A 26,258-nucleotide genomic window follows, 5' to 3' on the forward strand; every position below is an offset into this window, starting at 1 on the left:
GCCGTGGGGTGATACGGATGCTGTCGAGCTGATGACGCAAACGAATCACCGGTTCTGTCATTGATGAGCGTGCATGGCACTCCGTACCATCCGGGGTATGCGTGCCCGTCGTGCCACCGCCACCGCCGCTGCCGCCGCGCTCGTCAGCCTGGTCGCGGTCGGCGCCGCCCGCGCCGACGACACACCGGCGCTGACCACCCCCGGCGCGCCCGTGGTGGTCGCCAACGACCCGCACCGGCTCAGCCTGACCTGGACCCCGTCGACGTGGAAGGGCGAGCCGGGCGGCCCGATCACCTACGACGTGCGCTCGCCGATCGGGCCGAACGCCTACCGGGGCCTGGGCAGCACGCAGACCAACGCCGTCACCCTGACCGACCTCGCCCCGGGCACCGACTACCGGATCGCGCTCCAGGCGTACGCCGTCGGCGGCTACTCCGACACCTCGGCGGTCACCACCGTGCGCACCGCGTACGGGCGGGCGAAGGTCGACTACCTCAACCTCGACTGGGCGCCCACCGACAACCAGGCCCAGTTCCGCCTGAACATCACCAACACGGGCGGCCGGCCGCTGGACCTGACCACCGTACGGGTCCGCTACCACCTGCGCTTCGAGAACGGCAACGCCGCCCTGACCACCGAGTGCGACTGGGCGACGCTCGGCTGCGACCACATCCGGCGTACTCTCCAGTATTTTCCGCCGCCCGCGCCGCCGCCCGGCCCCACGCCGACCCCGACCGTCTACCCGGTGCCCGGGACGCCCTTCCCCGGCTGGGTGGAGCTGACCTTCGACACCGGCGTGCTGGCCCCCGGCGCGTCGTCCGGGCCGATCCAGCTCCGGCTGCACCGGCCCAACTGGACCACGATCGACGAACGCGACGACCCGAGCTGGCAGGCGGCCACCGGCGCGTGGACCCCCAACAGCCGGATCACCCTCGACGTCGACGGGGTCCGCGAGTACGGCGACAACTGGGGCTGACCGCCGTCAGGCGTGGGCCTCCCCGGCGACGGCGCGCTGGGCCGCGACGATCGTGTCGACCGGCAGTCCCAGGCCGCAGAGCACGGCGGCCAGGTAGTCCAGCACCCGCCAGTGTTGCTCGTCGGTCAGCCCGAGCCGCCGCCACGCCCCTGCGGCCGCCCGCCCACCGCCACCGCCGGAGGCCGGGCCGCCCAGGGCCGAGGCCAGCTGGGCGGTCAGGCGGCCGGCCAGCCGGGGCCGGTCCAGCCCGATCAGGTACGGGGCCAACTCGGCGTCCGCCGCGACCAGGCGCAGCCAGCGGATCACCACCGCACGCACGCCGGCCGGGCCGAGCCAGTCGAACACGTTCCGGGGGCAGGTGACCAGTTCCGTCGTCCGCACACCCTTCAGTACGGATCGTCGCGTACCCGCAGTTCACCGTCCCGGACGCTGCCCCGCCAGGAACGTCATGGTGGTCTGGTTGGCGGCCCAGCCGTCGGGGAACTTCACCGGCACGTCCAGGTGCACCGACTCTGTCGACGGATGGGCGTCCAGCAGCTCACCGATGCCGGCGCGGGCCACCACGATGCAGGAGTGCCGGTGCCGGGAGGTCAGCACGCACAGCCGCCCCGACTCCAGGTGGAAGTTCGTCGCGTCCCGCCGGCCGGACAGCGGGTGCAGCACGATCGTCACGTCGTACTCACGGCCCTGGAGCCGGTTGGCGGTGTCCACGGTGACGTCCGCCCCGGCCGGGCCGAGCTGGGCGCGGATCGCGGCGACCTGGTCGCGGTGCGCCGCGCCGACGGCGATCCGGTCGGCGGTCACCGGAGCCCCGGCCGGCGCGTGCTCGGAGACCGCGACCGCGCCCCGGTGCAGCACCCGCAGGGCGAGCGCGGCGCACGCCGCGGCGGCCTCCGCATCGGTACGCAGGGTGTGCCGGGCCGGCAGCTCGTGCAACGCCCAACCGGTGCCGGCGGCCAGCTCCACCGCCGCGTCGAGCGCGTCGCCCGGCCCCGGCCGGGTCAGCGTCAACGCCCGGTCGGCCGGGCCGGTGCCGGCGCGGAACCCGGTGAAGGGGTAGAACGCCGCCGCGACCACCGGGGCCGCCGACGCCGGCAGCCGCCAGGACACCGGCAGCCGGTGCACCGGCAGCTCCGGGTTGTGCCGCAGCAGCACCGCCACCGCCGCCTGCATCGGGTTCCAGCTCAGGCCCGTCCAGCGCGGCGTCTCGACGGTGGAGAACGGGTCGAGCTGCCCCGGATCGCCCACGAACAGCGCCCGCTCGAACCGCCCGGCCACCCGCAGCAGGGCATCCGAGCGCATCTGGTACGCCTCGTCGACGATCGCCCACGGCCACCGGCCGTCGGTGACCGTGGCCCACTTGGCCGCCGTACCGATGGTGACGGCCGGGTCGCCCAGGTCGGCGACCTTCGACGCGACCCGGACCGTGTCGTGCCCACGCACCCGCTCCGACGGCCGGTAGTCGGTCGCCGACAACCGGCCGATGCGCAGCTCGGGGGCTTTGGTGGCGAGTCGGTCGATGAGATCGTCGACCTGCTCGTTGGTCTGCGCCACGATCATCAGCGGCTCGCCGGCGGCGGCCAGCTCGACGGCGGCCCGCACCACGAGGGTCGACTTGCCGGCCCCGGGCGGGGAGTCGACGACGACGCCCCGGTGGTCGCCGGAGCGCAGGTCGGCAAGGACGGCCGCGACGACCCGTTCCGCCTCTACGGCGGGCGGCACCTCAAGCCTGAGCATCGGCCTCTCCTCCCCAGCGTTCCCGGCACCCTACCGGCCTGCGCCGACAGGACGTCGTAGTCACACCTTCCTGGTACGACAGCGCTACCAGGAAAGGACGCCCGAATGATCATCTTGAGCGACGGTGACCTGCTCACCGCCGACACCGAAGCACTCGTCAACGCCGTCAACACGGTGGGGGTGATGGGCAAGGGGATCGCCCTCCAGTTCAAGCACACCCACCCCGCCAACTACGCCGCCTACCGGGCCGCCTGCGCGGCGGGCGAGGTGCGGCTGGGCCGGATGTTCGTGGTCGACTCCGGCCGGCCCGGCCGCCACCGCTACGTCATCAACTTCCCCACCAAGGGGCACTGGCGGGCCGGCGCGAAGCTGCCCGACATCCAGTCGGGCCTGTCCGACCTCGCCCGGGTCGTCCGGGAGCGGCAGATCCGTTCGATAGCGGTGCCCGCCCTCGGCTGCGGTGCCGGCGGCCTCGACTGGACGGTGGTCGAGCCGATGATCACACAGGCGTTCGCCGACCTGCCCGACGTACGGGTGCTGCTGTTCCCCCCGGCCGGCGCTGTTGCCCGGTCCTGAGCCTACGCCCGGCGGACCTGCTCTCCTGCCTCACCACGGAGCCTGCGGGGCTGCCGGATCGGGCAGGTGGAGACGATCCACGGGCACCCCGGCCAGGGGCAGCCAGCGGCGGGCGTCGTCGAGCATCGCGGGCGGGCCGCAGACGTACACCTGCTGGTGGGGTTGGTGGTGGCGTAGGGCGGTGGTGAGCGCGTCACCTTGCTCGGTCGGGTGCGCCTCGGGGTCGTCGGAGAAGACGGGCACGATGGTCAGCCAGTCGTGGGCGCACTGGAGCTTGTCGAGGACGATCGGGTCGTAGAGGTCGAAGAAGGTGCGGGCACCGACGACCAGGGTGACCCGGCGGCCGTCGGGGGCAGCGGCGACCTGTTCGACCAGGGCGCGCAGCGGGGCCAGACCGGTGCCGCCGGCCACCAGCAGCAGGTCACCGTCGCGCAGGTGCTGGCCGGTGTCGCGGGGCGGCCCGAGCCAGACCACGTCGCCGGGGTTCATCTCATGGGCGAGGCTGACCGAGACGCTGCCGGCGGGGATGGCACGAACGTGCAGCTCGACGGTGCCCTCGGGGCGGGGCGCGTTGGCGGGGGAATACCAGCGCCACCGACCGGGATTGCGCGCCGTGCTGACGGCGACGGCCTGGCCGGGCCGGTAGCGCAGCCGCCGCCACGGCCGTACCGTCAGGACGGCGATGTGGTCGCCGGGGTTGTCGCGGGCGAGCACCTGGGCGGGCCGCCACGGCGGATCGTCGTCGGCCCGCGCCGCCGCCTGCCGCAGCAACTCCACCGGCACGTCGGCACCGGCCAGCGCGCTGATCAGCTTGGCGTGCGGCAGCAACGCGAACCGGCGGAAGGCATGGCCCAGCACGGTCAGCGTCACCGCCTGCGCCGCCGGCTCCGGGTCGGTGGCGAGCCGGCGGAGCGTGGCGATCAGCAGCTCGGCATCGTGGGCGGCGAGCCGATCCGGCAGCGCCGACCGCAACTCGTCGGCCTCCCTCACCGGGCCACCGCCCGCCGCACCCGGGCGATCCGCCCTTCGGGCAGGTCAGCCGCCCAGCACACCCCGAACAGGTAGTCACCGATGCGCCGATGCTGCTCCTCGGACAGGCCGAGCCCACCCCAGGCGTCCGCCGGCTCCCCGGCGAGCGCGGCGGTCACGCTCGCCGTCAGGTGCACGGCCAGCCGGACCTGATCCACCCCGATGAGGTACGGCGACAGCTCCGCGTCCGCCGTCACCAGCCGCAGCCAGCGATGGACGATCTCCTCCGGCGTCATGACTGCGCACCGCCCTCGGGTGCCCTGCTCACGATCGGACAGCAGGCACGGGTACGGGGTGTGTTCGCTGGCGCGCTGCGTTTCCTCCTCCTCGTCGGTGGCCGGGACGGGGAGGTCTGTAGCGGCGGTTTTCATGGTGTCTGCGGCCCCTGTTTCTCGGCGGAAGGGTGACGGGCACCGGGGCGGGCGGGGACGAGGTCGCGTCGTTCGGATCGACACGCCCCGGAGCCCAGCACCCGCCCCGGGCCATGCATCAACCCTGGTCGCAGATCCGTAGCCGGTTATGCCTGGATGATCGTGGACGCCATGCGCGCTCGACATCCAGCCGACTACCCAGTCCGGCCGAACCAACGATCTCCTACGTCCCGGCGACGAGATGACGTCCGACTGCTGACCGCTGTCGACTCCTTCCGGCGCGCGATGCACCCTGTGGATGGAGAAGCGTGAACGTCCTCGATATGCGCGCTGCGTATACCGATCCCGCACAGAGCGGGTTGAATGGATACGCTCGACTTCAATTTCAGCCGTCCGTGATTGGCGAGGTTGCCGGTGACATCTGCGAACTGCCCACGCTGTGGCGGACGGCTCGCCCGCGACAACGACAGCGGACGGTGCGCCCCCTGCCAGGCCGCCGAGCGCGACCGGCTGAGCGCGCCACCCGAGGTGCCGACTTCCTTCTGGGAGCATCCACCGGTACGACAGGCGCTGGCTGAACGGCACCTCGGGCAGGTGATCAGGGCGTACCGATGCCATCCGTACCACGGACGAAACCCGTTGCCCCAGACCGTGGTGGCGGGGTGGATGGGGATCACCCAGGCGCAGTTGAGCCGAGTGGAGAACGGCCCGCCACTGGTGCACCTGGACCGGATGGCGCACTGGGCGCAGCTATTCGGTATCCCTGGGGCCTACCTGTGGTTCACCCCGACCGGCCGGAACCACATGACGGGTGTTGCCGGGGCAGGCGAGCCACCCTCCCCAGAACCGGACGAGGGCCGGCGGTCGCTGTTGGCTGCCATCGCCGCAGTAGCTGCGGGAGCGGGCCTGATCGGCAGCACGAACCTCGTCCCATCCCGGCGCATCGGAGCTGCGGATGTCACACGCCTCAACGCCGTGCTGACTCTCTACCGATCGGTGGACCGCGAGAGCGGAGGCGGCCTGCTGTATCGAGAGGTCGCCCGCTTCGCCGAGTCGGTCTACCGCATGCTCGACTGGACGCACCCGGCCGGGCTCACCCCGCGTCTGGTGGCTGCGGTCGCCGCAGCTCGCCAGTTGGCCGGTTGGACGGCCTTCGATGCGGGCAGACACGACGACGCTCAACGGCACTTCATCGCCGGCGAACGGGCTGCACTCACCTCCGGCGATTCATCTTTGGCCGCGATGATCCGCTATGCACAGGCCAAGCAGCTTCAACACCTGCGACACAACCGGGACGCCCTGGCGACGCTTCAGCTCGCACAAGCCCAGCTCGGAGCGCAGGCCACCCCGGCAGTCAAGGCACTCCTCTGTGGTGCGGAAGCCGCCTCGGCCGCAGCCCTCGGCGACCACCGGACCGCAGTGTCGACCCTGGGCAACGCGAGCGATCAGTTCGATCGCATCAGCCAGGAGCGCGAGCCGGACTGCATGGGGTTCTACGACCGGGGCGAACTACTCGCCCAGTACGGCCGCGTCTACCGGGACAGAGCGCGGCAGGACAGCAGACATGCGCCCGAGGCGGTGCGCTGGGTCGAGGCCGCCATCGCATCCTTCGGCACAGCCAACGTACGCAGCACGGTCCTGAACGAAGTCGGCCTGTGCAGTGCGTTGTTCCTCGCCGACGAGCCGGAGCGAGCCCTCACTGTGGGTGCCCGGGTGATGGAACAGGCGCGCGGGATCAGTTCCCGACGGGTACGAGATCGGGTCGTCAACCTACGCCGCGATCTGGTACGCCATCGCGAACTCCCAGAGGTGGCCGCGTTCGAGCGTGCCCTCACCGCCCGTGCTGCGGCAGCGACATGAGCGGGCGGTTCTCCGAACAGGCAATGATGGAGGCGATGCGAGAAGTCGCGGCCAGCCTGGGCGTTTCCTCAGAGGACGCGCAGTTGCTGCGGTTGACCAACAATGCCGTCTTTGCCCTGCCGAGGTCCGGCCTCGTTATTCGGATCGCACGCACTCATCGACTGCGCGACCGGGTGACCAAGGTGGTCCGACTCGCACACTGGTTCGCCGACATCGACGCGCCGACCATCCGCCTGGCACCGGGTGTCGAGCAGCCGGTCGAGGTCGGCACCCTGGCCGCATCCGTTTGGGAGTACCTCCCACCCGGATCACCCACCCCGACGCTGGAGGACCTTGGCCATGTCCTGCGGGAGTTTCACTCTCTCGGCCTGCCACCGTTTCCGCTCCCCACCTGGGACCCGGTAGCTGACGCACGCAAACGACTGGCCGACGCCGACGGCCTTGGTGGGAGTGACCGTGACTTCCTGACGCAATGGTGCGACCGCCTTGAGCCGCAACTCGTTGCCCTGAACCAGCGCACGAAAGAGGGACTCATCCACGGGGACGCCCATCTCAGCAACCTGCTCAAAGAGCCATCGGGCCGGACGGTGCTGTGTGACTTCGACGCCACCTGCGTTGGCCCCTGGCAGGCCGACCTAGCGGCGGTTGCGGTGGGCGAGCGTCGGTTCGGGCGGACGGGGGCACACGAACTGTTGGCCGCCGCATACGGCCACGACGTGACCTCTGATCCCTCTTGGCCGCTGCTGCGGGAGGCACGCGAGTTGAAGATGATCGTCGCCGCCGTTCCTCTCCTGACGACCTCGGCAGAGGTCTCTGCCGAATTCGATGACCGTCTTCGATCTATTCGAGAGGGCAACCACGGGAAACACTGGAAGCCCTTCGCTGACCTGGCCACTCCAGGCAGCCGCAGCCCCTGTTCAAACAGGGGCTGCGGCTAAGAGATTGGGTTAAAAACCCCGGAGTCCATCGAGGTGGACCTAACCACCCCCAACGAAGCATCGAACTGGCAGTCGACTTCATATCTCAACGCGCAGGAGTGGCTCCGCCCCTTGTGGCGCACCCTCGACGACGTCGGCAGCCGGCAACCCAATAGCAGCCATGACCCTTTTCGCCGCCAGACGCCCTGGCGCCCGAGTAGTGCTGATCTTGTCACCTGAAATAATCGCGCCTTGCCAAATTTCGGCGTCGCGCCGCCAATCAATCTTCGTGGAAAGCCGGAGGTATTGATCAGTACGCCAGCCCGGATCTGGGTTCTTCTCAATCTCGTATGCGACATGGCCAATAATCACGAGCCCGGTGGCGGTCATGTTAATGTAGTGCTTCCGATAGTCGACAACCTGATTAGCAGGCCCACCGGAGGTAGGCAGTTCTGCGATGGCCTGCCACGGCGTCATGTGCGTCGTCAGCATTTCCATCATCGAGAGCGTGCGCTCAACAAAAGCATCCTGCCGCTCCGTCGTGCCGATCACCTGGTTGCTCCGCGCAGGGATACTAGACTCGCTAAGCGCGTAATCCCGGAACAACAACTCCTTGACCATACCGCGAACCTGGTTGAGCAGGAATATCGCTGGTGAGTTCTTCGACAGACTCTTCGAGGTCTCATCGATGCGGGAGCGGAACAAGGTGGAACCATCTACGATCTTAGTGAGAACCCGATTGAGCGGCTCCCTGGTGTTAAATGCCGCCAGAAGGCTGGCCGGAATTTGCTTCGTCTGCGCCGCGTCGGCAAAATCCTGATGAATCCGGGCGAGGTCCGGCTCAACAACGATGACCACCGAGACACTGTCACCCATGAACGTCGAATCAGGATCACTGAGAAAATCCTTTGCCCTGCTGATAGCGGCCAGGCGATGTTGCCCATCAGTGACCGAGAACTTCGTTTCGTCGCCGATGACAACGAATCCGACCGTCGTGGCGAAGTTTCCACGCGGCACGTGAATCGCGGGCACCGAACGAACATTCAGGGTCACGGGCGGAAGGATGTAGTTCCGCTCGTTCTCAACAAGGTATTTGCTGATCGCCCGAACATGCGTCGTATCCATGGGGCGGTTCGTTGCCATACGGGGATTGCCACCCTTAGCGGCAGGTTCAGCCACAACGTGATTGATGAGGAAAGCATTCGAAAAGGCGGTGGTGAGCATGAGTCGCCCACCTTGCTGAAATACGACGCAGGTGAAAGAACGGCCACCAGATGCCGAGGCCGCCTCACTCGCGGCCTGCTGGGCAGCAGTCAATGAATCATGCTGAGTAAGACCCATCTCAGCGAAAAACATCAGCGCCTCACTCCATCCTCTTCACCCTTGCGGATTCAAACTCAGTGGGGCTGCGCGGGAATCCCACCACATTGACAGCACCATGAATCGAAAGTTTGTCAATCAAAAATCCAGCGTGCACAATGAATATGACGTTGCGTAGCATGCAGCAACGTCGATCCATGCCCAAGCCTTGCGCCTCACTGACGCAAGCGCTCCGGGAACTTTACAGCCACGGGACCGACAACCAGAACCCGAAAACCAATCCCATTAACTGCGCCGCAAAAACGAGGCCTAGCAGTGAGCGCCCCACGGGCTAAGCACAGGTCTTGCGCTACCGCCACAAGGAGGGTTTCCCCTGTTCAACCGCCACTACGATGCCAAGGCTTATCAGTTGAAGAATCGCAACTCTTCGATTCATGAGATCTCAGACTGTCGTAGAACCGACAGCTGATCCAGAGATACGGCGTCGGCAGCTACCGTGCCTGAGTGACGGATCTTGAGCTGGGTAGCTACGAGCACCTAATCACTGAACAGCTCGCCGCACGCCTCCGCCACCTCGACCCGGCCCACGTCCAGCACCATCCCCTGGACCCCGCCGACGCCCACCACCCCCTCACCCGCCACCTCGCCGCCCTGATCAGCCGTGCCCTGCAAGCCGTTCCCAACGGCGACGACAAGCTGCGCCACCAGGTCGAGCTGACCAACCGGATCGCCGAGGCCATCGCCACCCTCAGCCCTGCCGCGACCGACCACCACGACCAGATCGCCGACGCCAGAAACCTCCTGCACGCCATCGCAGCCCCACCCACACCTCCGGCGCAGCCGACCTTCCCGCAGCGCCCCACCACCCCGCTCTCCACCGGCGCGCTGCTGGTCAACGGCAAGCACCAGCCGCGCATCGGCCACGAGGTCAACCACGAGATGGCCTCGGCGCAGCGCGTCGACCTGCTCTGCGCGTTCATCAAGTGGCACGGCCTGCGCATCGTCGAACCGGCGATTCGGGAGCTGATCCGGCGTGGGGGCACACTGCGGGTCATCACCACCACCTACCTGGGCGCGACCGACCAACGCGCCCTCGACCGGCTCGCCGAACTCGGGGCCGACATCAAGGTCTCCTACGAGACGCGCACCACCCGGCTGCACGCCAAGGCGTGGCTGTTCCGCCGTCACCATGGGCTGACCACCGCGTACGTCGGGTCGAGCAACCTGTCGAAGGCCGCGCTTGTCGACGGGGTGGAGTGGAACGTCCGGATCTCGAACGTCGAGCAGCCGCACGTCATCGACACGTTCACCGCCACCTTCGAGGACTACTGGAACGACCCGGCGTTCGAGACCTACGACGCCGGGCGGGACGCCGAGCGGCTGCGCAACGCGCTGCGCGGGGAACGCTCCGGCGACGAACCGACACCCATTGCCAACCTGGACGTGCGGCCGTACCCGTACCAGGCGGAGATCCTGGCCGACCTGGACGCCGAGCGGCAGGTGCACGGCCGGCACCGCAACCTGGTGGTGATGGCGACCGGCACCGGCAAGACGGTCGTCGCCGCCCTGGACTACCGGCGGCTACACCGAAACAAGACCGTCGACTCACTGCTGTTCGTCGCGCATCAGGAGCAGATCCTGCGGCAGAGCCTGTCGACGTTCCGGCAGGTCATGGGGGACGGCAGCTTCGGCGAAACGTTGGTGGGCGGGCAGGTGCCGACGCACTGGACGCACGTCTTCGCCTCCATCCAGTCGCTGCAACGGCGGGAGATCGACCCGCAGGCGTACGACATAGTGATCGTCGACGAGTTCCACCACGCGGAAGCGCCGACGTACGCCCGGTTGTTGGAGCGGCTCGCGCCGCGCGTACTGCTGGGGCTGACGGCGACGCCCGACCGGGCCGACGGCGGCGACGTGCGGCGGTGGTTCGACGGCCGCGCGGCCGTGGAACTGCACCTGTGGGACGCGTTGGAGCGGCAACTGCTCGCGCCGTTCCAGTACTTCGGGGTCCACGACGACACGGACCTGTCGCACCTGCGCTGGCGGCGCGGCCAGGGGTACGACCTAGCCGACCTCGACCGTGTATACACCGGTGACGACGCGCGGGCGCGGATCATCCTGAAGGCCGTCCGGGACACCGTGGACACCGGGCGGATGCGGGCGATCGGGTTCTGCGTGGGCATCGGGCACGCCGAGTTCATGGCGAACTGGTTCACCAGGCACGGCGTACCGTCGGCGGCGGTGACCTCGCGGGCGGACCGCGCGGAACGCGACCGGCTGCTGCGGGAGTTCCGGGCCGGCACGCTACGGGTGCTGTTCACCGTCGACCTGTTCAACGAGGGTGTCGACCTGCCGATGGTCGACACGATCTTGATGCTGCGGCCCACCGAGAGCGCCACCATCTTCCTCCAGCAGCTCGGCCGTGGGCTGCGCCTCGACGACGACAAGCCGTGCCTGACCGTGCTCGACTTCATCGGCGCGCAGCACGCCAACTTCCGGTTCGACCTGCGCTGGCGGGCGCTGACCGGGGTCAGCCGCCGAGCCGTCAGCGCCGCCGTCGAGCAGGACTTCCCGTCGCTACCCAGCGGCTGCCACGTGCAGCTCGACCGGGTCGCCAAGGAGATCGTGCTCGACAACCTGCGCACCGCGCTGCCCACGTCCAAGAAGGGCCTGGTGGCCGAGCTGCGGCAGCTCGGTGACGTGAGCCTCGCCGAATTCCTACGGGAGACCGGCCTGGAGATCGAGGACGTCTACCGGTCGGCGTCGGCCGGCGGATGGACCGGGCTGCGGCGGCTCGCCGGCCTCGACACCTCCGCACCCGGCCCGGCCGACCGCGAGTTGGGCCGGGCCATCGGCCGGATGCTGCACCTGGACGACGTCGACCGGCTCGACCTGCTGGCCCGGGTCGCCGCCGGTGACCCGCCGCCGGACGGGCGGCTGTGGGACATGCTGCACTTCGACCTGTGGGGGCCCAACGTGCCGCTGACCGCTCGGGACGACCAGCTGAGCCGGCTCTGGGCGACGCCGGCCCGCTGCACCGAGTTGCGCCAGGTCGCCGAGGTGCTGCGGGAGCGCATCCACCGGGTCACCGCGCCCGTCGGCGTGCTGCGGGTGCACGCCCGGTACAGCCGCAACGAGGCGTGCGCGGCGTTCGGCATGACCAACCCCGGGTCGCTACGGGAAGGGGTGAAGTGGCTGGAAGCCGAGCAGGCGGACCTGTTCTTCGTCACGCTGGTCAAGTCGGAGCAGCACTACTCCCCCACCACGATGTACGCCGACCGGGCGATCACCGAGCGGCTGTTCCAGTGGGAGTCGCAGAGCACCACCTCGGAGTCGTCCCCTACCGGTCAGCGGTACGTCCACCACGCGGCACGGGGCTCGACGGTGCACCTGTTCGTGCGGGAGACCCGGGTTCCGGATCGGGACCTCGGCGCACCGGCCTACCTGTACGCCGGGCCGATGACCTACCGGCAGCACAGCGGGGAACGGCCGATGCGGATCGTCTGGGAGTTGGCGACCCCGCTACCCGCCGACCTGTACGCGGCGGCCCGCACCATCGCCGCCTGAGGGACGATGACAGATCCTCTGGTGGCGGAGGACCCATGGATGGTCTGCCTCGTACGGCTGGGGGAGCGTCGTCGGCACCGGGCGCCCACACCCGTGGCGAGGTGGGCTGCCCGGTGCCCAGCCCAAATCAGCTGTGTTGCGCCCGCTCGAAGAGTGGGCGGGTGATCGCCGTGCTGAACTGCGGCCCCACCAGGTAACGCTTCCCCGGGATATAGCCGTGGGAGTTGTCGCCGACGACGGTGCCGAGCCCGGTGTGCCGGTCGAAGTGCGCGAAACGCGGGCCGCCGCTGGAGCCGCCGCCCATCACGCACGCGGTGCCCCACTGGCCGGGCGGCTCCGGCCAGTCCTCGGTCGACTGCTGCTCCACCGCCCGGCCGGCGCAGTAGGCGAGGCGCTCACCGGTGTATTCCGGCAGCCCCTCGCGGGCCTCGTCGGAACTGGCCCGGGGGTAGCCGAACTGGTGCACCACCCGCGCGCCCGGCACGTCGTAGCCGATCCGCTGGGCGACGCCGACGGCGTCCTGCACCCGGCGTCCGTCGCTGTTCGGGTTGAGCACCACGAACGCCTGGTCGTACGAGTCGTACAGGCTCTCGATCTGGTCGTTGAGCAGCCACGTCGACGGGGCCACCGACAGCCGGGCGACGAACCTGCCGTACGGTGCCCGGCCGTCGGTGTAGCCGGGGACGAACAGCACGTTGGCCGACCACTGGTTGTTCTCACCGATGAGATCGGTGTTGTTGACGCAGTGCGCGGCGGTCACCACCGTGCTGCGGTTGGCGCTGTCCAGCACCGTCGCCGTGCAGCTGGCGTCCTCGCCGTGGTCGGTGAAGAAGAGCCTGCCGACGGTACGCGACACGGCGTCCGCCCGGGTCCATGGTGCGCCGTCCGGCTTCGCCACGGGCGGCACCTGCGCCGACGGGGTCTTCAGAGCCGCTATCCGCTGCGGCGTCCAGTACGCCAGCACCGCCTGCCGTTCGGCGGCGGTGACGGCGACGGCGTGGGTGGCGACCGTTCCGGGAGCGGCGGTGGCGGGCTGCTGAGCGAGCCCGGTCAGAGTCGTCGTCACGAGCGCGGTGACCGCTCCCGCGACGCCGACGCGACGACGCAGACCGGGGGTTGGCTTCGATGTCATGACGGGGAACGTACGGCCGAATTGTCAGAAAATCGTTGTGCGCCTTCCCCGGATCGGTCTCGACTCAACGTGCTCCGGTGCGAGGGGGTCGGCTCTCAGGCCGCATCGGTGTTCGGTGTGAACCTGACATCGAGCCGCATATCGAGGGCGCCGGCCAGCCGCTCCAGGACGGGCAGAGTGGGTATCGTCCCACCGGCCTCGAACCACGCCACGGCGGACTGCGTCATCCCGGCGGCTCGGGCCAACTGACTCTGGCTCCAGCCACTGCGCTCACGCAGGTGCCGAACCTCCTGGCCCAGCTCATGGGCGATTCGGGTCGCCTCGTATGCCTCGGCTGCTCCAGGTTCGGCCAGCCGGCGGTCACGCAGGTCGTTCCAGTCGACGCGATCAGGACTGGTGCTCCTCGACCTTCCGATGGCCCCCGATGCCCAACTCCTCGATGCGTTGCCACAGCGGTGCCAATGCCGCCTCCGGGTCCCGGCTGAACACGCTCCCCCGGATCCGGACGAACACGCAGTTGCCGACCCGCTCCAGCACCGCCTGCCGGCGCATGTCGCTCTCCCACTGCTCCGGCCCGTGGTAGGCGTCCCCGTCACACTCGATCGCCAGTCGCCGCCCGTCCGGCGCGGGCAGCACGAAGTCGATCCGGTACGAGCCGACCCGGAACTGCGGCAACGGCCGGAACCCCCGGCGCAGCATGCGGCGCAGCACCTCGCGTTCGAAGTCGCTGTCGCAGCGCCGCTCCAGGTCGTCGTACGCTTCCTCGGCGGTGGTGACGTTCTGGCAGTAGCGCAGCAGCAGGCCCCGGGCGTCGTCGGGGCGCAGGTCGTCGGGCTGCACGGAGTGGAACACCCAGAGCTGGTCGCGGGCCCGGGAGGCGGCGACGTTGACCCGGCGGTGGTGGTCACGCTTGGTGAAGGCGGCGACCGGTCCCTGGTGCGGGGAGACGACCGTCGACACCAGCACCACGTCACGTTCGTCGCCCTGGAAGGTGTAGGAGTCGCCGACGCGCAGCCGGCGGCGTTCCATCTCCTCCGCGCCGATCTCCTCGCGCAGCCGGGCGAGGAGATAGAGGGCCTGCCCGCTGGTGCTGAGCAGGCTGACCACGCCGACGCTGCGGCCCGCGTACGCCGGGTCGGCGACGATCGCGACGACCCGGGTGACGAGGGCTTCGGCCTCGGCCACGTTGACGTTGCCGTATCCGGGCAGCTCCTGGCGGACGCCCTCGGGTACGTGCACGGCGACGACGGGGTCGCCGATGCCGGCGGGCCGGTCGGTGCGCAGCGGTTCGATCTCGCCGCCGTAGTAGGTGTCGCTGGAGAAGCCGATGATCGCCGGCACGGACCGGAAGTGCTCGGTGAGCAGGATACGTTCGGGCGAGCGACGGACCGCGTGGTCGTAGAGGCTGCTCTCCGGGTCGAAGTGCTCGGCCGACGGCACGTCGACCAGGTGTGAGTTGATCAGGCCGGTGACGCTGCCGACGAAGGAGAGCTGCGGGCCGATCTGCTGGTCGTCGCCGACCACGACGGCCCGTTGCGCCAGGGTGAGCACGGGCAGGGCGAACAGGTCGGCCTGCGACGCCTCGTCGACGATGACCACGTCGAACCGCGCCCCGCCGGCGAACTGTTCGATGGCCCGGTCGACGGACATCACCCACACGGGCACGGCGTCCACGGCTGCGGTCATCGCCTTCTGGGCGTGGGCCTGCCACTGGGCAGCGTTCTTCCCCGTGCCCTTGCCGATCTTGCGCAGGGCGGTGGTCCAGTCGGCGAGGGCGGCCCGCCGCCGGTCGTCAAGCGCCAGCGACACCTCCAGCCAGGCGGACGCGACCACGAGTTCCCGGGTGAGCTGGCGGATGCGTTCCCGGGTGCGGTCGACGCGCCGGCCCAGGGCGACCGGGTCGACGCTGCCGACGACCTGGTCGAACCAGGTCTGCGCGCGTCGCCACCGCCACCGGTCGAGGCAGTCCGCGCCGGTGCCGTGCAGGGCGGCGGCGGTGCCGTCCTCGAGCTGGGCGGTCCAGTCCGGGGCGACGGGCCGCAGCCGCCCGGTGAGCTGGGCGAAGCGTTGCGCCTCGGGGCGCAGGGCGGCGAGCCGGCGCACCTCGTCGAGCAGGGCGTCCCAGCCGTCGAGGTCGCCCTGGTAGCTGTGGTCGAGCAGCCGCCACAGGTCGCTGGCGTCCACGCCGGACATGCCGCGTTGGAGCAGCGCGTCGAGCCGGTGCTCCTCGGCCACCAGCTCGTCGTGGACGAACACCGCCGTGGCCCGGCCGAGCAGGGCGATCAGCGCGGTCAGCCGGCGTACGTCGACTGTGTGTTCGGCGCGCGGCAGCACCCGGCGGACGGTGCGCAGCAGCGTCGGCCAGCGCCGCCGGTCCCAGTCCAGCGCGGTGGCGGCGGCGGTGAGCAGCCGGCCCGTCCAGTATTCCGGTTCGTCGCCGACCTCGGCGGGCAGGCCGAGCGGCGCGCGCCACTCCGCCCACCGGGTGGCCAGCGCATGCCGCAGCCGACGCCGGGTGACGTACGCGACGACGATGTCGACGTCGTCGGCGCTGCGCAGCACCTCGCCGTCGATCCGGCAGTCGGTGGCGATCCGGGCCAGGGTGCCCTGGAAGAGCTTGTTGACGCCCTTGCCGGCGGCGAAGCGTTGCCGCAGCTCGTCGAGCAGCGCCAGCAGCCGGCGCGGTTCGGTCAGGTGCAGCTCGGCGACGGCGACGTCGTGCCCGGCGATGACCCGGGCGGCGGCGGCCAGGTCGGCGAGCGCCTGCTGGCTGGCGGCGACGTGGTCCTCCCACCGGATCCGCCAGTTCGCGTCGGCCTGCGACAGCGCGCCGAGCCGGTCGGTCCACGCGCCCTCCCGCTCGGTGAGCAGGGTCAGCGCCTCCCGGAGCTGCCCGCCGAGCTCCTCCAGGGCGGGCTGACCGACGGCGCGTACCTCGGCGACCAGCACCCCGGCGTCGGCGAGCCGGTCCAGTTCGTGCCGGGTCGCGGCCAGCTCCCGGCGGTCGTCCCGGATCGCCTCGGCGGTCGGCAGGTCGGCCGCCGTCGGCAGCTCCCGCAACGCCTGTGCCCGGTCGGATCGCCGGGTACGCCGGGCCACGTCGAGCAGGTCGCTGAACTCCTCCCCGGTCAGCGGAGCGTCCAGGTCGGGGGCGAGCGGGTCGGGGATGTCGCCGTACCGGTCGGCCCGTTCGCGCAGCCACCCGCCGACGTCGCCGGGGGACAGCCGGACGCCGTCGATCTCGTACCTGGCGGATTCGTGTTCGGCGAGCGCGCGCAGGCCGGCCAGGGCGAGCCCGAGGTCCCGCTCGGCCTCCTCCAGTTGCCGGCGCAGCCGGTCAACCCGCTGCTGTTCGGCGCGACGGTCCAGGGTGGCGCCCCGGTCGGAGAGTTCCCGGGCGGCGAGCTGGAGCTGCACGAGCTGGTCGGCGGAACGACCGAGCACGGCCAGGCAGAGCGGCTGGATCTCCGGCGGCAGGCCGTCGCGCAGCACCCGCAGCGGGTCCTCCTTCTGCGCGACGACGAGCACCCGCTTGCCGTGCGCCATCAGGTGGCAGATCAGGTTGCGGATGGTGTGCGTCTTGCCGGTGCCGGGTGGCCCCTGCACGGCGACGTTGCGGTGCTGGGCGAGCCGGCGGGCGATGGACTCCTGCGCCTCGTTGGTGGGCAGCGGCATGAGCAGCCGCTCCCCCAGCGGCTGCCACCGTTGCGGCTCGTCCTGCGGCATCTCCAGCCGGCTCGGCTCGTGGGCGAGGATGGCGGCGAGCGCGCCGATGCCCGTGGTGTCACCGGTGAGCAGCCGGGCCCGCAGCTCCTCCAGGAACCGGCGCAGCATCCGCTGCCGGGGCCGCACGAACAGCACCCCGGTGTCGTGCACGTGCGGGCCGGTGGGGGCGGGGGCGTCGGCGTCGCGCAGCACCGGGTCGTGGCCGAGGCGGCGCAGCGCCCGCTCGAAGAACTCCCGCCTGTCGAACTCCGCCCAGACGTCGAGGTCGAGCTGCCCGCCGGACCCGGCCAGGGCCAGCAGTTGCCGCAGGTACCGTTCGTCGAGGCCGGTCAGCGGGTCGGTCTGCAACCGGGCCGGCCCCTGCGGCACCACCCGCACGACCGACCGGTCGGGGTCGTACTCGACGGCGACCGGGGTCACCACCAGCGGATACCGCACCCGGTTACCGGCGACCTCGGTGTGGATGACGCCGTGACCCCAGACGAGTTCGTGGCTGGCGGCGGTCATGTCGACCCGGTGCATCAGGTCGAACAGGGCGCGGTGCAGCTGGCGTACCCGCTCGGTGCGGGCGGCCTGCTCGGCCCAGGGCCGCCAGTCCTGCTCCCGCCACTGCTCGAAGCGGGGCCGCAGCCGCGCGATGGTCTCCTCGTCGCCGGTCAGCCTCGGCTCGGCCGGGTAGGGCGGGGTGTCGGCGAGGTGCGCGACGAACTCGACGGGGGTCTTCAGCCGGCGGGGTGCCGCCGGCAGGCCGACCTGGAGCCAGCTCACCCCGTCGGCCGAGACGCCCACCTGGCAGTCGGGGTGCTCGGGCAGGTCGTGCTGCCAGAACACGTCCGCTGTGGGCACCGTGCGGGCCGGCTTCTCCAGTTGGGCGCGCACGGCCATCAGGTAGTCGACCAGCGCGGTGGTGCGCTCCAGGATCAGCGCGGGCGATTCGATGTCGGACGTGGCGCGGGAGAGCATGCGGCACCTTTGCTGGCTGTGGCGGTCCCCGGCACCCTACCGGCGAATTCCTCCCGGACGGGATCTCCGGTCGGCATTCTTCACCTCTGACGGCTGCCTGGTGGTCGTTCTACCGTGCGGCGCTGCGCCGGACGTGACCGGGAATCCCCAACCACCAGGTTGCCGCCCGTCGGACGACGTCCGGCGCGTCGCAGGTGTCGCGCACCCGTCGGAGCAGGATGTCGTCGCCACAGATTCCGAGGCTGTAGACGATGCCGGTCAGCGCGGCGAGTCGGGTGTCGTCGCCGGTTCGTGTCCAGGAGTCCAGGTGCCGTGTCACGGCGTCCGTCCAGAAGCGTCTCGTGCTGGCCCCCCTGAGGTGCCCCAGGCCGAAGCAGGCAGCCCGGACCAGTTCGGCGGGCAGGTTCGCCGCGACGACGATCCGCTCCACCGCCGGACGTTCCGGATCGTCGCCGAGCACCCGGACGGCGGTCAGGATCCGCAGGTTCGCCGCCAGCCGGTCGCCCCGCGTCGGTTCGAGTTCCGCGGCGAGTGCCCGGGCGAGCGGTGGTCCACACGGGGTGGCGGCGACGAGCATCGCCGTATAGAGGCGGACGTCGTTGACCGGGTGGAACAGGATTTCAGCCACCAGGCACGACAAGGTCTCACCCAGGGTCACGGTGGGATTTCCGCCCAGCTGCGCCATGACCGTTCGGGCGATCCGACCGGCTGTGGCGGCCTCGGCCGGTGTCGGGACGGGTCCGTGGGCACCCGGCGCACGCCGCGGAGGGCTGTTCGTCGCAGCGCGGAAGCGGTGACCGCGCCGGGTCAGCAGGCCGGCCAGAACCTGGGCGTCCTCGGCGTGTACGGGGTCGGTCAGCAGATCGTCCACAGTGCCGGCGACAACGCGGAGTTGTTCGGGTGTGAAGTGCCCGAAACGGATCTTACGTTCACAGGCCAGCAACGCGCCGCAGAGCGCACGGTCGTTGGTGGGGTCGTCGAGTTGCCGCAGGACCCCCCGGTTGGCGTCCGGATGCCCGGTGGCGTCCAGCGCACCGACCACCTCGATGAAGATCTGGTTCTCCCGGTCCGCCCCCAGATCCGCGCACGCCGCCACGGCGGCCGGGCCGCAGGACGGGTGCCCGAGCAGCCGGTTGAGCGCCTCGAACCGCTGCTGCCACGGCACCCCGCTGGCGATGATCATTTCGCTGACCAGCCGCTCGGTCATCCGGGCCCGGGCGGACCGGGGCGTCAACACCAGGCCGGGTCGCGCAGCGACCAGCCCGGAGAGCCGGTCCCACTGCGCCCCCGTCATCACCGCCGGAGACAACGCCCGGTCGAGTAGCTCGTCCAACTGCTCCTCGTCGCCAGGCGTCACGGGCCACCGGTCGGCCGCCGTCGCCGCCCCGTCACGGCCCCTGGCGTGTCGACGGAGGACGGCGACGACGGCGGCGAGCTTGCCCTCGGGCAACTGGAGCAGTTCCTCGTAGCGGGTGACCGCCGCGGAAGGCGGTCGGACGACGCCGGTCTCCCAACGGGAGATCCTGCTCTCGGTGACCGAGCCGGTCCAGGAGCCACCACGGAAGGCGGCGGCGAAACGTTTGGCCTGCGCCCACCCCCCGTCTGCGCCGAGCAACCGGTTGCAGCGCAACAACCAGGCCACGCGCTCGGTGGCGCTCGGCATCGTCCCGGTCCGGCCGAAGGCTGCGGGTGGCGTCAGGTCACTCATGGCAAGTCCCGATGCGGAGAGAGTTCGCCCGTGCAATCGATCTTTTAAGACGCTTGTCTATACGTAACGTCATTATGGCGCGCACGTCCATCGACCGGCCGGTGCCACGTCTCGACCAACCGAGGAGTTCCCCGATGAAACGTTCCTTCGTGGTCCTGGTGACCGCGGCGCTGTTCGCCGTCACCGCGTTCCTCCTGCCGTCCACCTCCGCCTCCGCCGGTCCGGGCAGCGGATCAGCAGTCAGCGGGATCGGCATCCAGGCCGGCTGCTACGGCGACTACTGCTCCGGCAAGGACCCCGAGGCGATGGGGTGCAGCGCCGACGCCTACACCGTCACCAGCGCCTGGACCGGCAGCTACACCGTCGAGCTGCGATGGTCACCGTCCTGCAAGACCAACTGGGCCAGGATCGGGGCCGGCTACGGCGGCTCGCTCTGGGTGGTCCAGACGACCGGCTACAAGCAGAGCAGCAGCGGGTCCAACGGCTCGTTCCGGTGGACGGCGATGATCTACAGCCCGTCACTGCTCTGCCGGGGCGAGGCCGGCTCCACGTACACCAGCTGGGCCTGACCTGACGACCCGGCCCGCCGGGTCTCCCCCCGCCCGAACCGGTCCGCCGGCCGTCGTGGAACGTTCACGACGGCCGGCGGTCAGCCGGTTTCGGCGCTCGTCCGCGCCAGGTTCTCCGGCACGTCCCGGTCGTGGTAGACCCGCTCGCTCGGCTCGATGCCGGCGAGGAACATCGCGTACACCGCCGCCATCCGCAGCCACGCCACCGGCCGCAGCAGCGCCACCGCCCGTTCCGGCCGGCAGCCGGGCACGTCGGCCCGCCAGCGCGCGCACCAGTCGGCGACGAGGGCGGCGGCCGGCCCGGCGGGCAACTGCTCGGTCAACCGGAGGATGTCGAAGGCCGGGTGGCCGACGAACGCGTCACCCCAGTCGATGACGGTGTGCCGCCGCCCGTCGGCGCGGACGTTGCCGGGGTGCAGGTCGCCGTGCACGAGGGTGTCGGGCAGCCCGCAGCGGGCCACCTCGTCGAGCCGCGTCCCGACGCCGGCGAGCTGCCGGTGCGCCGGATGCAGGGCGAGCGTCGCGCACAGCCACCGGGCCAGGGCGGCGCCGCGCAGGTCCGGCACTCCGGCGGCGACGAGCCGGTCGACGGCGGGCAGTGTGCGGATCTGGAGGGCGTGGTGCCGGACGGCGATCGTGGCGCGTTCGGCGGCCTCAGCGCCGTAGCGGTCCTCCCCCGGCACGTGGTCGAGCAGCATCCGCCCCTCGTCGTCGGCGGCGAGCAGGGTGGGGGTGGCCGGGTCGTCGGCCAGCAGCCGCAGCACCGCCGCCTCGTGCCGGAAGAACACCGGCACCTGCTTGAGCCAGGCGGTGCCGTGCGGCCCGTCGAGCCGCCAGATCGCCGACAGGTTCCAGGTACGCTGCTGGGCCGACACGGTCGCCGGCCGGCCCAGCCGGTCGAGCTGCGCGGCGGCCCAGGCCAGGCTCGCCGCCGGCCCGCCCGGCTGCGCGTAGGGCGCGCGCAGCGGATGCGCCGCCGGCTGCACCGCCTCCGCCGGCAGCAGTGGTACGCGGACCGGGCCGGCCGCCTCGGCCAGGTAGCTGACGTGTCCCCCGGGTGGGCGGCCGCGCCGTCCGGCGAGCAGCCGCAGCACCGTCACGTCGACGTCGTACGCGGCGCGGGCCCCGGCGACGACCGCCGCCGCGTCCTGCCACCAGGGCACCGGCACGTCGAAGTCGGGTAGCGCGCCGAGCGTCCGGCCGGTGGCGTCGACCAGGACGAGGCGGACGGTGCGGGACATGCCCGGACGGTAACGGTGACCCCGGCAGCGGGCGAGCCGATTAGCGCGCCGGAGCGGGCCACCTGGTCACGGGAGGGGTCAGCGTCCCGGGTCGATGGCGAGGATCGCGTCGAGGCCCCGCAGGAAGAGGTCGTCGTCGCTCCACCGTGTGCCGTCGAGGTGGCCGGAGGCGACGAGGGTGGGATAGGCGGCGGGGTTCGCCACGAGGTGGCGACGGGCGTCGGCGCGTACCTGGGGATCGTCGGTCTGCCGCCAGGTGGCCTCGGTGAGCGCCGCGCCGATCACGTAGTTGGCCACCAGCCTGGTCACCACGGCCAGGTGGACGCCGGTGAACCCGGCGCGGACCAGCGCCGACTGCAGGAACTCCGTGCGGGCGAGGACGTGCGGGCCGAGCATGGGGCGGCCGATCAGGCTCGGCGCCCAGGGGTGGCGGAGCATGGCCGCCCGCCATCCGGACGTCAGTGTGCGGACGTCGTCGCGCCAGTCGGGGCCGGCGGCCGGCAGCGGCACCTCGCCGAAGATGTGGTCGACCGCCAGGTCGAGGACGTCGTCCCGGGTCGCGACGTGCCAGTAGAGGGCGGTGGGGGTCACGGCGAGGAGTTCGGCCAGCCGGCGCATGGTCAGCCCGTCGACGCCGGTGCGGTCGAGCAGGTCCACGGCCGCCGTCACGATCCGTTGCCGGGTCAGCGGGGTGGTCCGGCGGTTGCGGGCCGGCTCCGTCCGGAGCCAGATCGGGGCGGGCCGGCCGTCCGGTCGCCCGGCCGGTCGGTCACTGAATTCGGTCGCGTCCACCCGCAGCAGCCTAGTACCGTGCACAGTTAATTTAACGCTGTTAGATTAATGTTCGCCGGGCCGCGTCCCCGGTGGACGGCGGGTACTCGCGGAAGGGCGGTGACGACCGTGCCGCTGATGCGCATCCAACTGGACAGCGACCGGTACACCGCGCGCCGGGTGGTGGGACTGCACCGGGCCGGGAAGGTCCACCGCGAATCCCGGGACGCCGCCCGCGCCGAAGTGTGGCGGCGGGGGCGCACCCCCGCCGCGGAACCCGTCTTCGTCGGCACCACCAACGGCGAGCCCGTCCGGCTCGTCTACGACGTCGAGGTCTACCGGGACGTCGTCGGGTAGACCCCCGCCGGGCGGTCAGCGGACCGGGTCGTGGGTGCCGCGCGGGACACCCGGGCGGCAACGGCGCAACCGGTCCGCCGCCATCCGGCCACCGACGGCCAGGCCGTGCCGCTCGACGGCGGCCAGCCCGTACGCGCTGCACGTCGGGGTGTAGCGGCACTGGCCCGGCCAGCGGTGCGACAACCACCGCCGGTAACCGAGGATCGCCGCCCGGCCCGCCCGGTCCACCACCGGCGCCCGGCTCACCCGGGCCGCGCCCGCGCCGAGGGTGAGCAGCAGGGAGAACAGGCCGAAGTCGCAGCAGGGCAGGCCGTCACAGTCGCAGCCGTCGCAGTCGGCGTCGCACCAGTCGCGCTTCTTCTTGCGCTGCTTACGCTTGAAATGGATCACGCCGTACATGATGCGACGGTCGCGCCAGCCCCGCTGTCGGGGCCGCCGGTGGGCCGAAGTGGCGGCATCAACCGGGGCCGGACACCACTACTTCGCCCCAACCGCGAGGAACACCCCAGGGGTCAGCGGTTGACGGTGCGGCGGACGCCGTCGTGGCCGGCGCACGGCTTCGGCAGTCCACCGGTCAGGCTGACCGCGCCGTCGCGGCACAGCACCAGGTAGCCCCGCCCGGCCCAGAACTGCGGCACACAGTCGAACCAGTCGCAGACCCGGTGGTCGGGCTCACGGACCCGCTCGCCGCCGCAGTAGTCGTACCCCATCGGGTTGGCCGGCGCACCGCAGCGCCGCTCCCGCACCACGGACGGTGACGGGGACGGCTGTGGCGGCCCGGTACGCGGCCGGGTGACGACCGGAGCGGGCGCGGCGGTGGCCGCCGACGCCACCTCCGGGGTGACCGGCGGATCGGACTCGACCAACACGGCCGGCACCACCAGGGTCAGCGCGGCGGCCACCGCGACGGTGCGCCGCCCGCCGGGGACGCGGGCGCTGATCCGGGCCTGCGCGGGGGTGGCGATCGCCGGCCGGAACGGCGCGACCTCGGCATGGGTGGCGATCAGCTCGTCGAGCTGGGCGAGGACGGCGGGCCGCTGCTCGATGGCGTCGGCGAAGGCCAGGGTCAGCACGAACCGGAACTCGGCCGCCGCGCCCGGCGGCAGTAGCACGCCGGAGGTCTGCCGCCGGTCCAGGACCTGGATCAGGGTGACCGGGGCCGCCGGGTCGTGCAGCAGCCCGGTCATCCTCCCGTACGCCCAGTCGCGCCGGCCACGCCCGCCGACCAGGACCAGCCGGCGGTTGGTGACCACCGCGATCCCGGCGTCGGTGGCCCGGACCCCGTCGGGCAGCCGGTGGCGCAACGGCCCCGGCTCCGCCTCGACGACCAGGTCGGGGGCGGGCAGCACGGTGGTGTGCCGGACCTCGACCAGCTGCGCGCCGGGCATCGTCCACAGGACCGCCTCGCCGGGGCTCAACGCCAACGGCAGGCCGACCCCGGCCGCCGCGGTGCCCCGCAGGCCGACGGCGAGGGCCCGCAGCCGACGGAGTTCGTCGTCGCGGCGTCGCCAGGCCCGCTCGACGGCGCGGTAGGCCCGCCGTCGTCGTTCGTTCTGCTGCCGCGCCCAGGTGTAGCGCCAGGTGGAACCCGTCGAATCAGTCATCGCCACGCCGACCCCTCCGCCGTGCGAGCCACCAACCGGGGTGTTCACCCGGCACAACGGCAGCGACAAGACCGACGGACCCGGCATTACGGATTTACCACCCGATCGGGGGATGGAAATCCACCCGACCGCAGCGACCGCACACCGGTTCACCTTCCGGTTCTCCGCCGTGCGGGGTGCTGCCGGCGTCGGTAACGTCAGCCGCAGCCGGGCGACGCCGACCGCGCCGCCGACGCGAAGGGGGGCCCGTGACCGGTCCGGACCAGCGCCGCCGCGTGGTGCTCGGCGTCGACATCGGCACCACCAGCACCAAGACCGTGGCCTACGACACCGACGGCCACCAACTCGCCAGCCACTCCGTCGGCTACCCCCTCGACGAGCCGCACCCCGGCTGGGCCGAGCAGGACCCGCAGCTCATCGTCGACGCGGTCGTGGAGACCATCCGCCGCGTCGTCACCGAACTCGGCGACGGCATCGCCGGCCTGTCGTTCAGCACCGCGATGCACAGCCTGATCGGCCTCGACCCGGACGGCGTACCACTCACCCCCTCGGTGACCTGGGCCGACTCCCGGGCCAGCAGCCAGGCCGAACGGCTGCGCGCCGCCCCGTGGGGGCTGGCCCTGCACCGGCGCACCGGCACCCCCGTGCACCCGATGGCCCCCCTGTCGAAGATCCTCTGGTACGCCGAGCAGGAACCGACGCTGCACGAACGGGTCGCCCACTGGGTCGGCATCAAGGACCACGTGCTGCTGCGGCTGACCGGCGCGCTGGTCACCGACCACTCGGTCGCCTCGGCCACCGGCCTGATGGACATCCACCAGCTCCGCTGGGACGCCCAGGCGCTGCGCGTCGCCGCCATCACCACGGAGCAGCTCCCCCGGCTCGTGCCCACCACCACCGTGCTGCCGGGGCTGACCGCCCGCGCCGCCGTCGCCACCGGACTGCCCGCCGACACCCCCGTCGTGGTCGGCGCGGGCGACGGTCCGCTGGCCAACCTGGGCCTCGGCGCGGTACGCCCCGGCGTCGTCGCCTGCTCGATCGGCACCTCCGGGGCGATGCGGGTCGCCGTCGAACGTCCCGCCGTCGACCCGCTGGGCGGGGTGTTCTGCTACGCGCTCACCGAGGACCGGTGGGTCGTCGGCGGAGCGATCAACAACGGCGGGATCGTGCTCCAGTGGGCCGGCGACACCCTCGCCCCCGAGTTCGGCGAGCACGGCGAGGAGGAACTGCTCGCGCTGGCCGCCACCGCCCCGGTCGGCTCCGGCGGGCTGATCATGCTGCCGTACCTGCTCAGCGAGCGTGCCCCGCACTGGAGCGCGCTGCCGCGCGGGGCGTACGTCGGGCTGACCCACGGGCACCGCCGCGAGCACCTCGTCCGGGCCGCGTTGGAGGGGGTCTGCCAGCAGCTCGCCCTGGTCCTGGCGTCGGTCCGGGCGGCCGGCAACGAGGTCCGCGAGGTGCGGGCCAGCGGCGGCTTCGCCCGCAGCCCCCTGTGGCGGCAGATGCTCGCCGACGCGCTCGGCATGCCGGTGCGGTTCCCCGCCGGCCACGAGGGTTCCAGCTTCGGCGCGGCGCTGCTCGGCATGCAGGCCCTCGGCCTGATCGACTCCGTGGACGTCGCCGCCGACCTGGTCCGCATCGACGAGACGGTACGCCCCGAACCGGCCTCCGCCGCCACCTACGCCGCCCTGCTCCCCCTGCACTCCGAGCTGTACGACGCGCTGGTGCCCACCTTCGCGTCGCTGCGCCGACTGGCCCCCGGCCTGCCGGCGGAGCCACCACCCACCCCCGCACCCATGTGACCGCCCGCCCGGACCGGGTCGGACCGGGTCGG

21 protein-coding genes are annotated in these 26,258 nt (G+C 71.5%); 8 read left to right on the forward strand and 13 right to left on the reverse strand.

The annotated features are described in order from the left end of the window. Positions 1-97: 97 nt before the first annotated feature. Positions 98-976 carry a cellulose binding domain-containing protein gene (locus B5D80_RS01035; protein WP_088641819.1) on the forward strand — a complete coding sequence of 293 codons (879 nt, stop codon included), beginning with the start codon at positions 98-100 and terminating at the stop codon, positions 974-976. Between the two features lie 6 nt (positions 977-982). Here the strand turns inward: B5D80_RS01035 and B5D80_RS01040 are convergent, their stop codons facing one another. Both B5D80_RS01040 and B5D80_RS01045 read right to left on the reverse strand, forming a co-directional pair. Further along, positions 983-1,357, reverse strand: coding sequence for a globin family protein (locus B5D80_RS01040; protein ID WP_211291342.1), 375 nt, complete (start codon positions 1,355-1,357; stop codon positions 983-985). 33 nt (positions 1,358-1,390) lie between these two features. Continuing rightward, positions 1,391-2,713, reverse strand: a complete 1,323-nt coding sequence (locus tag B5D80_RS01045; RefSeq protein ID WP_088641820.1) for an AAA family ATPase — start codon at positions 2,711-2,713, stop codon at positions 1,391-1,393. Between the two features lie 105 nt (positions 2,714-2,818). Between B5D80_RS01045 and B5D80_RS01050 the strand changes: the two genes are divergently transcribed. Further along, positions 2,819-3,289: a macro domain-containing protein gene (locus B5D80_RS01050; protein ID WP_088641821.1), complete on the forward strand. Its 471-nt coding sequence runs from the start codon at positions 2,819-2,821 to the stop codon at positions 3,287-3,289. A 30-nt stretch (positions 3,290-3,319) separates the two neighbouring features. Here B5D80_RS01050 and B5D80_RS01055 read toward each other — a convergent pair whose 3' ends face one another. Both B5D80_RS01055 and B5D80_RS01060 read right to left on the reverse strand, forming a co-directional pair. Then, positions 3,320-4,279: an FAD-binding oxidoreductase gene (locus B5D80_RS01055; protein WP_088641822.1), complete on the reverse strand. Its 960-nt coding sequence runs from the start codon at positions 4,277-4,279 to the stop codon at positions 3,320-3,322. Continuing rightward, positions 4,276-4,554: a globin family protein gene (locus tag B5D80_RS01060; protein WP_088641823.1), complete on the reverse strand. Its 279-nt coding sequence runs from the start codon at positions 4,552-4,554 to the stop codon at positions 4,276-4,278. The genes B5D80_RS01055 and B5D80_RS01060 overlap by 4 nt, the downstream gene beginning before the upstream one ends. Positions 4,555-5,355: 801 nt before the next feature. Between B5D80_RS01060 and B5D80_RS01065 the strand changes: the two genes are divergently transcribed. Continuing rightward, the gene (locus B5D80_RS01065; RefSeq protein WP_245854134.1) at positions 5,356-6,549 is read left to right on the forward strand and encodes an NsdA family TPR-like regulatory protein; all 1,194 of its coding nucleotides are present in this window, start codon (positions 5,356-5,358) and stop codon (positions 6,547-6,549) included. After that, the gene (locus B5D80_RS01070) at positions 6,546-7,487 is read left to right on the forward strand and encodes a phosphotransferase enzyme family protein (protein ID WP_245854135.1); all 942 of its coding nucleotides are present in this window, start codon (positions 6,546-6,548) and stop codon (positions 7,485-7,487) included. The genes B5D80_RS01065 and B5D80_RS01070 overlap by 4 nt, the downstream gene beginning before the upstream one ends. Positions 7,488-7,565: 78 nt before the next feature. Here B5D80_RS01070 and B5D80_RS01075 read toward each other — a convergent pair whose 3' ends face one another. Beyond that, a complete protein-coding gene (locus B5D80_RS01075) occupies positions 7,566-8,822 on the reverse strand; it encodes a DNA sulfur modification protein DndB (RefSeq protein WP_088641825.1) in 1,257 nt (418 codons plus the stop codon). A gap of 468 nt (positions 8,823-9,290) precedes the next feature. Between B5D80_RS01075 and B5D80_RS01080 the strand changes: the two genes are divergently transcribed. Further along, positions 9,291-12,353, forward strand: coding sequence for a DEAD/DEAH box helicase (locus B5D80_RS01080; RefSeq protein WP_088641826.1), 3,063 nt, complete (start codon positions 9,291-9,293; stop codon positions 12,351-12,353). Positions 12,354-12,480: 127 nt separating this feature from the next. Here the strand turns inward: B5D80_RS01080 and B5D80_RS01085 are convergent, their stop codons facing one another. The 4 genes from B5D80_RS01085 to B5D80_RS01100 all read right to left on the reverse strand — a co-directional run bounded on the left by B5D80_RS01085 (position 12,481) and on the right by B5D80_RS01100 (position 19,882). Then, on the reverse strand, positions 12,481-13,485 hold the full coding sequence (locus B5D80_RS01085; RefSeq protein WP_144081530.1) for a trypsin-like serine peptidase: 1,005 nt from the start codon (positions 13,483-13,485) through the stop codon (positions 12,481-12,483). Positions 13,486-13,580: 95 nt separating this feature from the next. Beyond that, positions 13,581-13,901 (reverse strand): helix-turn-helix domain-containing protein, encoded by a 321-nt coding sequence (locus B5D80_RS34700; RefSeq protein ID WP_281253429.1) that lies wholly within the window; start codon positions 13,899-13,901, stop codon positions 13,581-13,583. Next, entirely contained in the window at positions 13,873-18,174 is a 4,302-nt protein-coding gene (locus tag B5D80_RS01095; RefSeq protein WP_088641827.1) for an AAA domain-containing protein, read from the reverse strand. The genes B5D80_RS34700 and B5D80_RS01095 overlap by 29 nt, the downstream gene beginning before the upstream one ends. Before the next feature lie 109 nt (positions 18,175-18,283). After that, the gene (locus B5D80_RS01100; RefSeq protein WP_144081531.1) at positions 18,284-19,882 is read right to left on the reverse strand and encodes an XRE family transcriptional regulator; all 1,599 of its coding nucleotides are present in this window, start codon (positions 19,880-19,882) and stop codon (positions 18,284-18,286) included. Positions 19,883-20,016: 134 nt separating this feature from the next. Between B5D80_RS01100 and B5D80_RS01105 the strand changes: the two genes are divergently transcribed. Continuing rightward, positions 20,017-20,451 carry a DUF2690 domain-containing protein gene (locus tag B5D80_RS01105; RefSeq protein ID WP_211291343.1) on the forward strand — a complete coding sequence of 145 codons (435 nt, stop codon included), beginning with the start codon at positions 20,017-20,019 and terminating at the stop codon, positions 20,449-20,451. A gap of 80 nt (positions 20,452-20,531) precedes the next feature. Here B5D80_RS01105 and B5D80_RS01110 read toward each other — a convergent pair whose 3' ends face one another. After that, positions 20,532-21,692, reverse strand: coding sequence for a phosphotransferase family protein (locus tag B5D80_RS01110; RefSeq protein WP_088641830.1), 1,161 nt, complete (start codon positions 21,690-21,692; stop codon positions 20,532-20,534). 78 nt (positions 21,693-21,770) lie between these two features. Next, entirely contained in the window at positions 21,771-22,484 is a 714-nt protein-coding gene (locus B5D80_RS01115) for a TetR/AcrR family transcriptional regulator C-terminal domain-containing protein (protein ID WP_088641831.1), read from the reverse strand. Positions 22,485-22,583: 99 nt separating this feature from the next. On the opposite strand from B5D80_RS01115, the gene B5D80_RS01120 reads away from it, so the two are divergent. Continuing rightward, complete coding sequence (locus B5D80_RS01120) at positions 22,584-22,820, forward strand: hypothetical protein (RefSeq protein WP_245854137.1); 237 nt, start codon at positions 22,584-22,586, stop codon at positions 22,818-22,820. A gap of 15 nt (positions 22,821-22,835) precedes the next feature. On the opposite strand, the gene yidD is transcribed toward B5D80_RS01120, so the two are convergent. Next, complete coding sequence (gene yidD / locus B5D80_RS01125) at positions 22,836-23,219, reverse strand: membrane protein insertion efficiency factor YidD (RefSeq protein WP_088641832.1); 384 nt, start codon at positions 23,217-23,219, stop codon at positions 22,836-22,838. A 113-nt stretch (positions 23,220-23,332) separates the two neighbouring features. Continuing rightward, positions 23,333-24,430, reverse strand: coding sequence for a hypothetical protein (locus B5D80_RS01130; RefSeq protein ID WP_088641888.1), 1,098 nt, complete (start codon positions 24,428-24,430; stop codon positions 23,333-23,335). 242 nt (positions 24,431-24,672) lie between these two features. Between B5D80_RS01130 and B5D80_RS01135 the strand changes: the two genes are divergently transcribed. Continuing rightward, on the forward strand, positions 24,673-26,226 hold the full coding sequence (locus B5D80_RS01135; protein WP_245854138.1) for a gluconokinase: 1,554 nt from the start codon (positions 24,673-24,675) through the stop codon (positions 26,224-26,226). Positions 26,227-26,258: the final 32 nt, after the last annotated feature.

This window comes from Micromonospora wenchangensis (assembly GCF_002210435.1).
GTDB classification, from domain to species: domain Bacteria; phylum Actinomycetota; class Actinomycetes; order Mycobacteriales; family Micromonosporaceae; genus Micromonospora; species Micromonospora wenchangensis.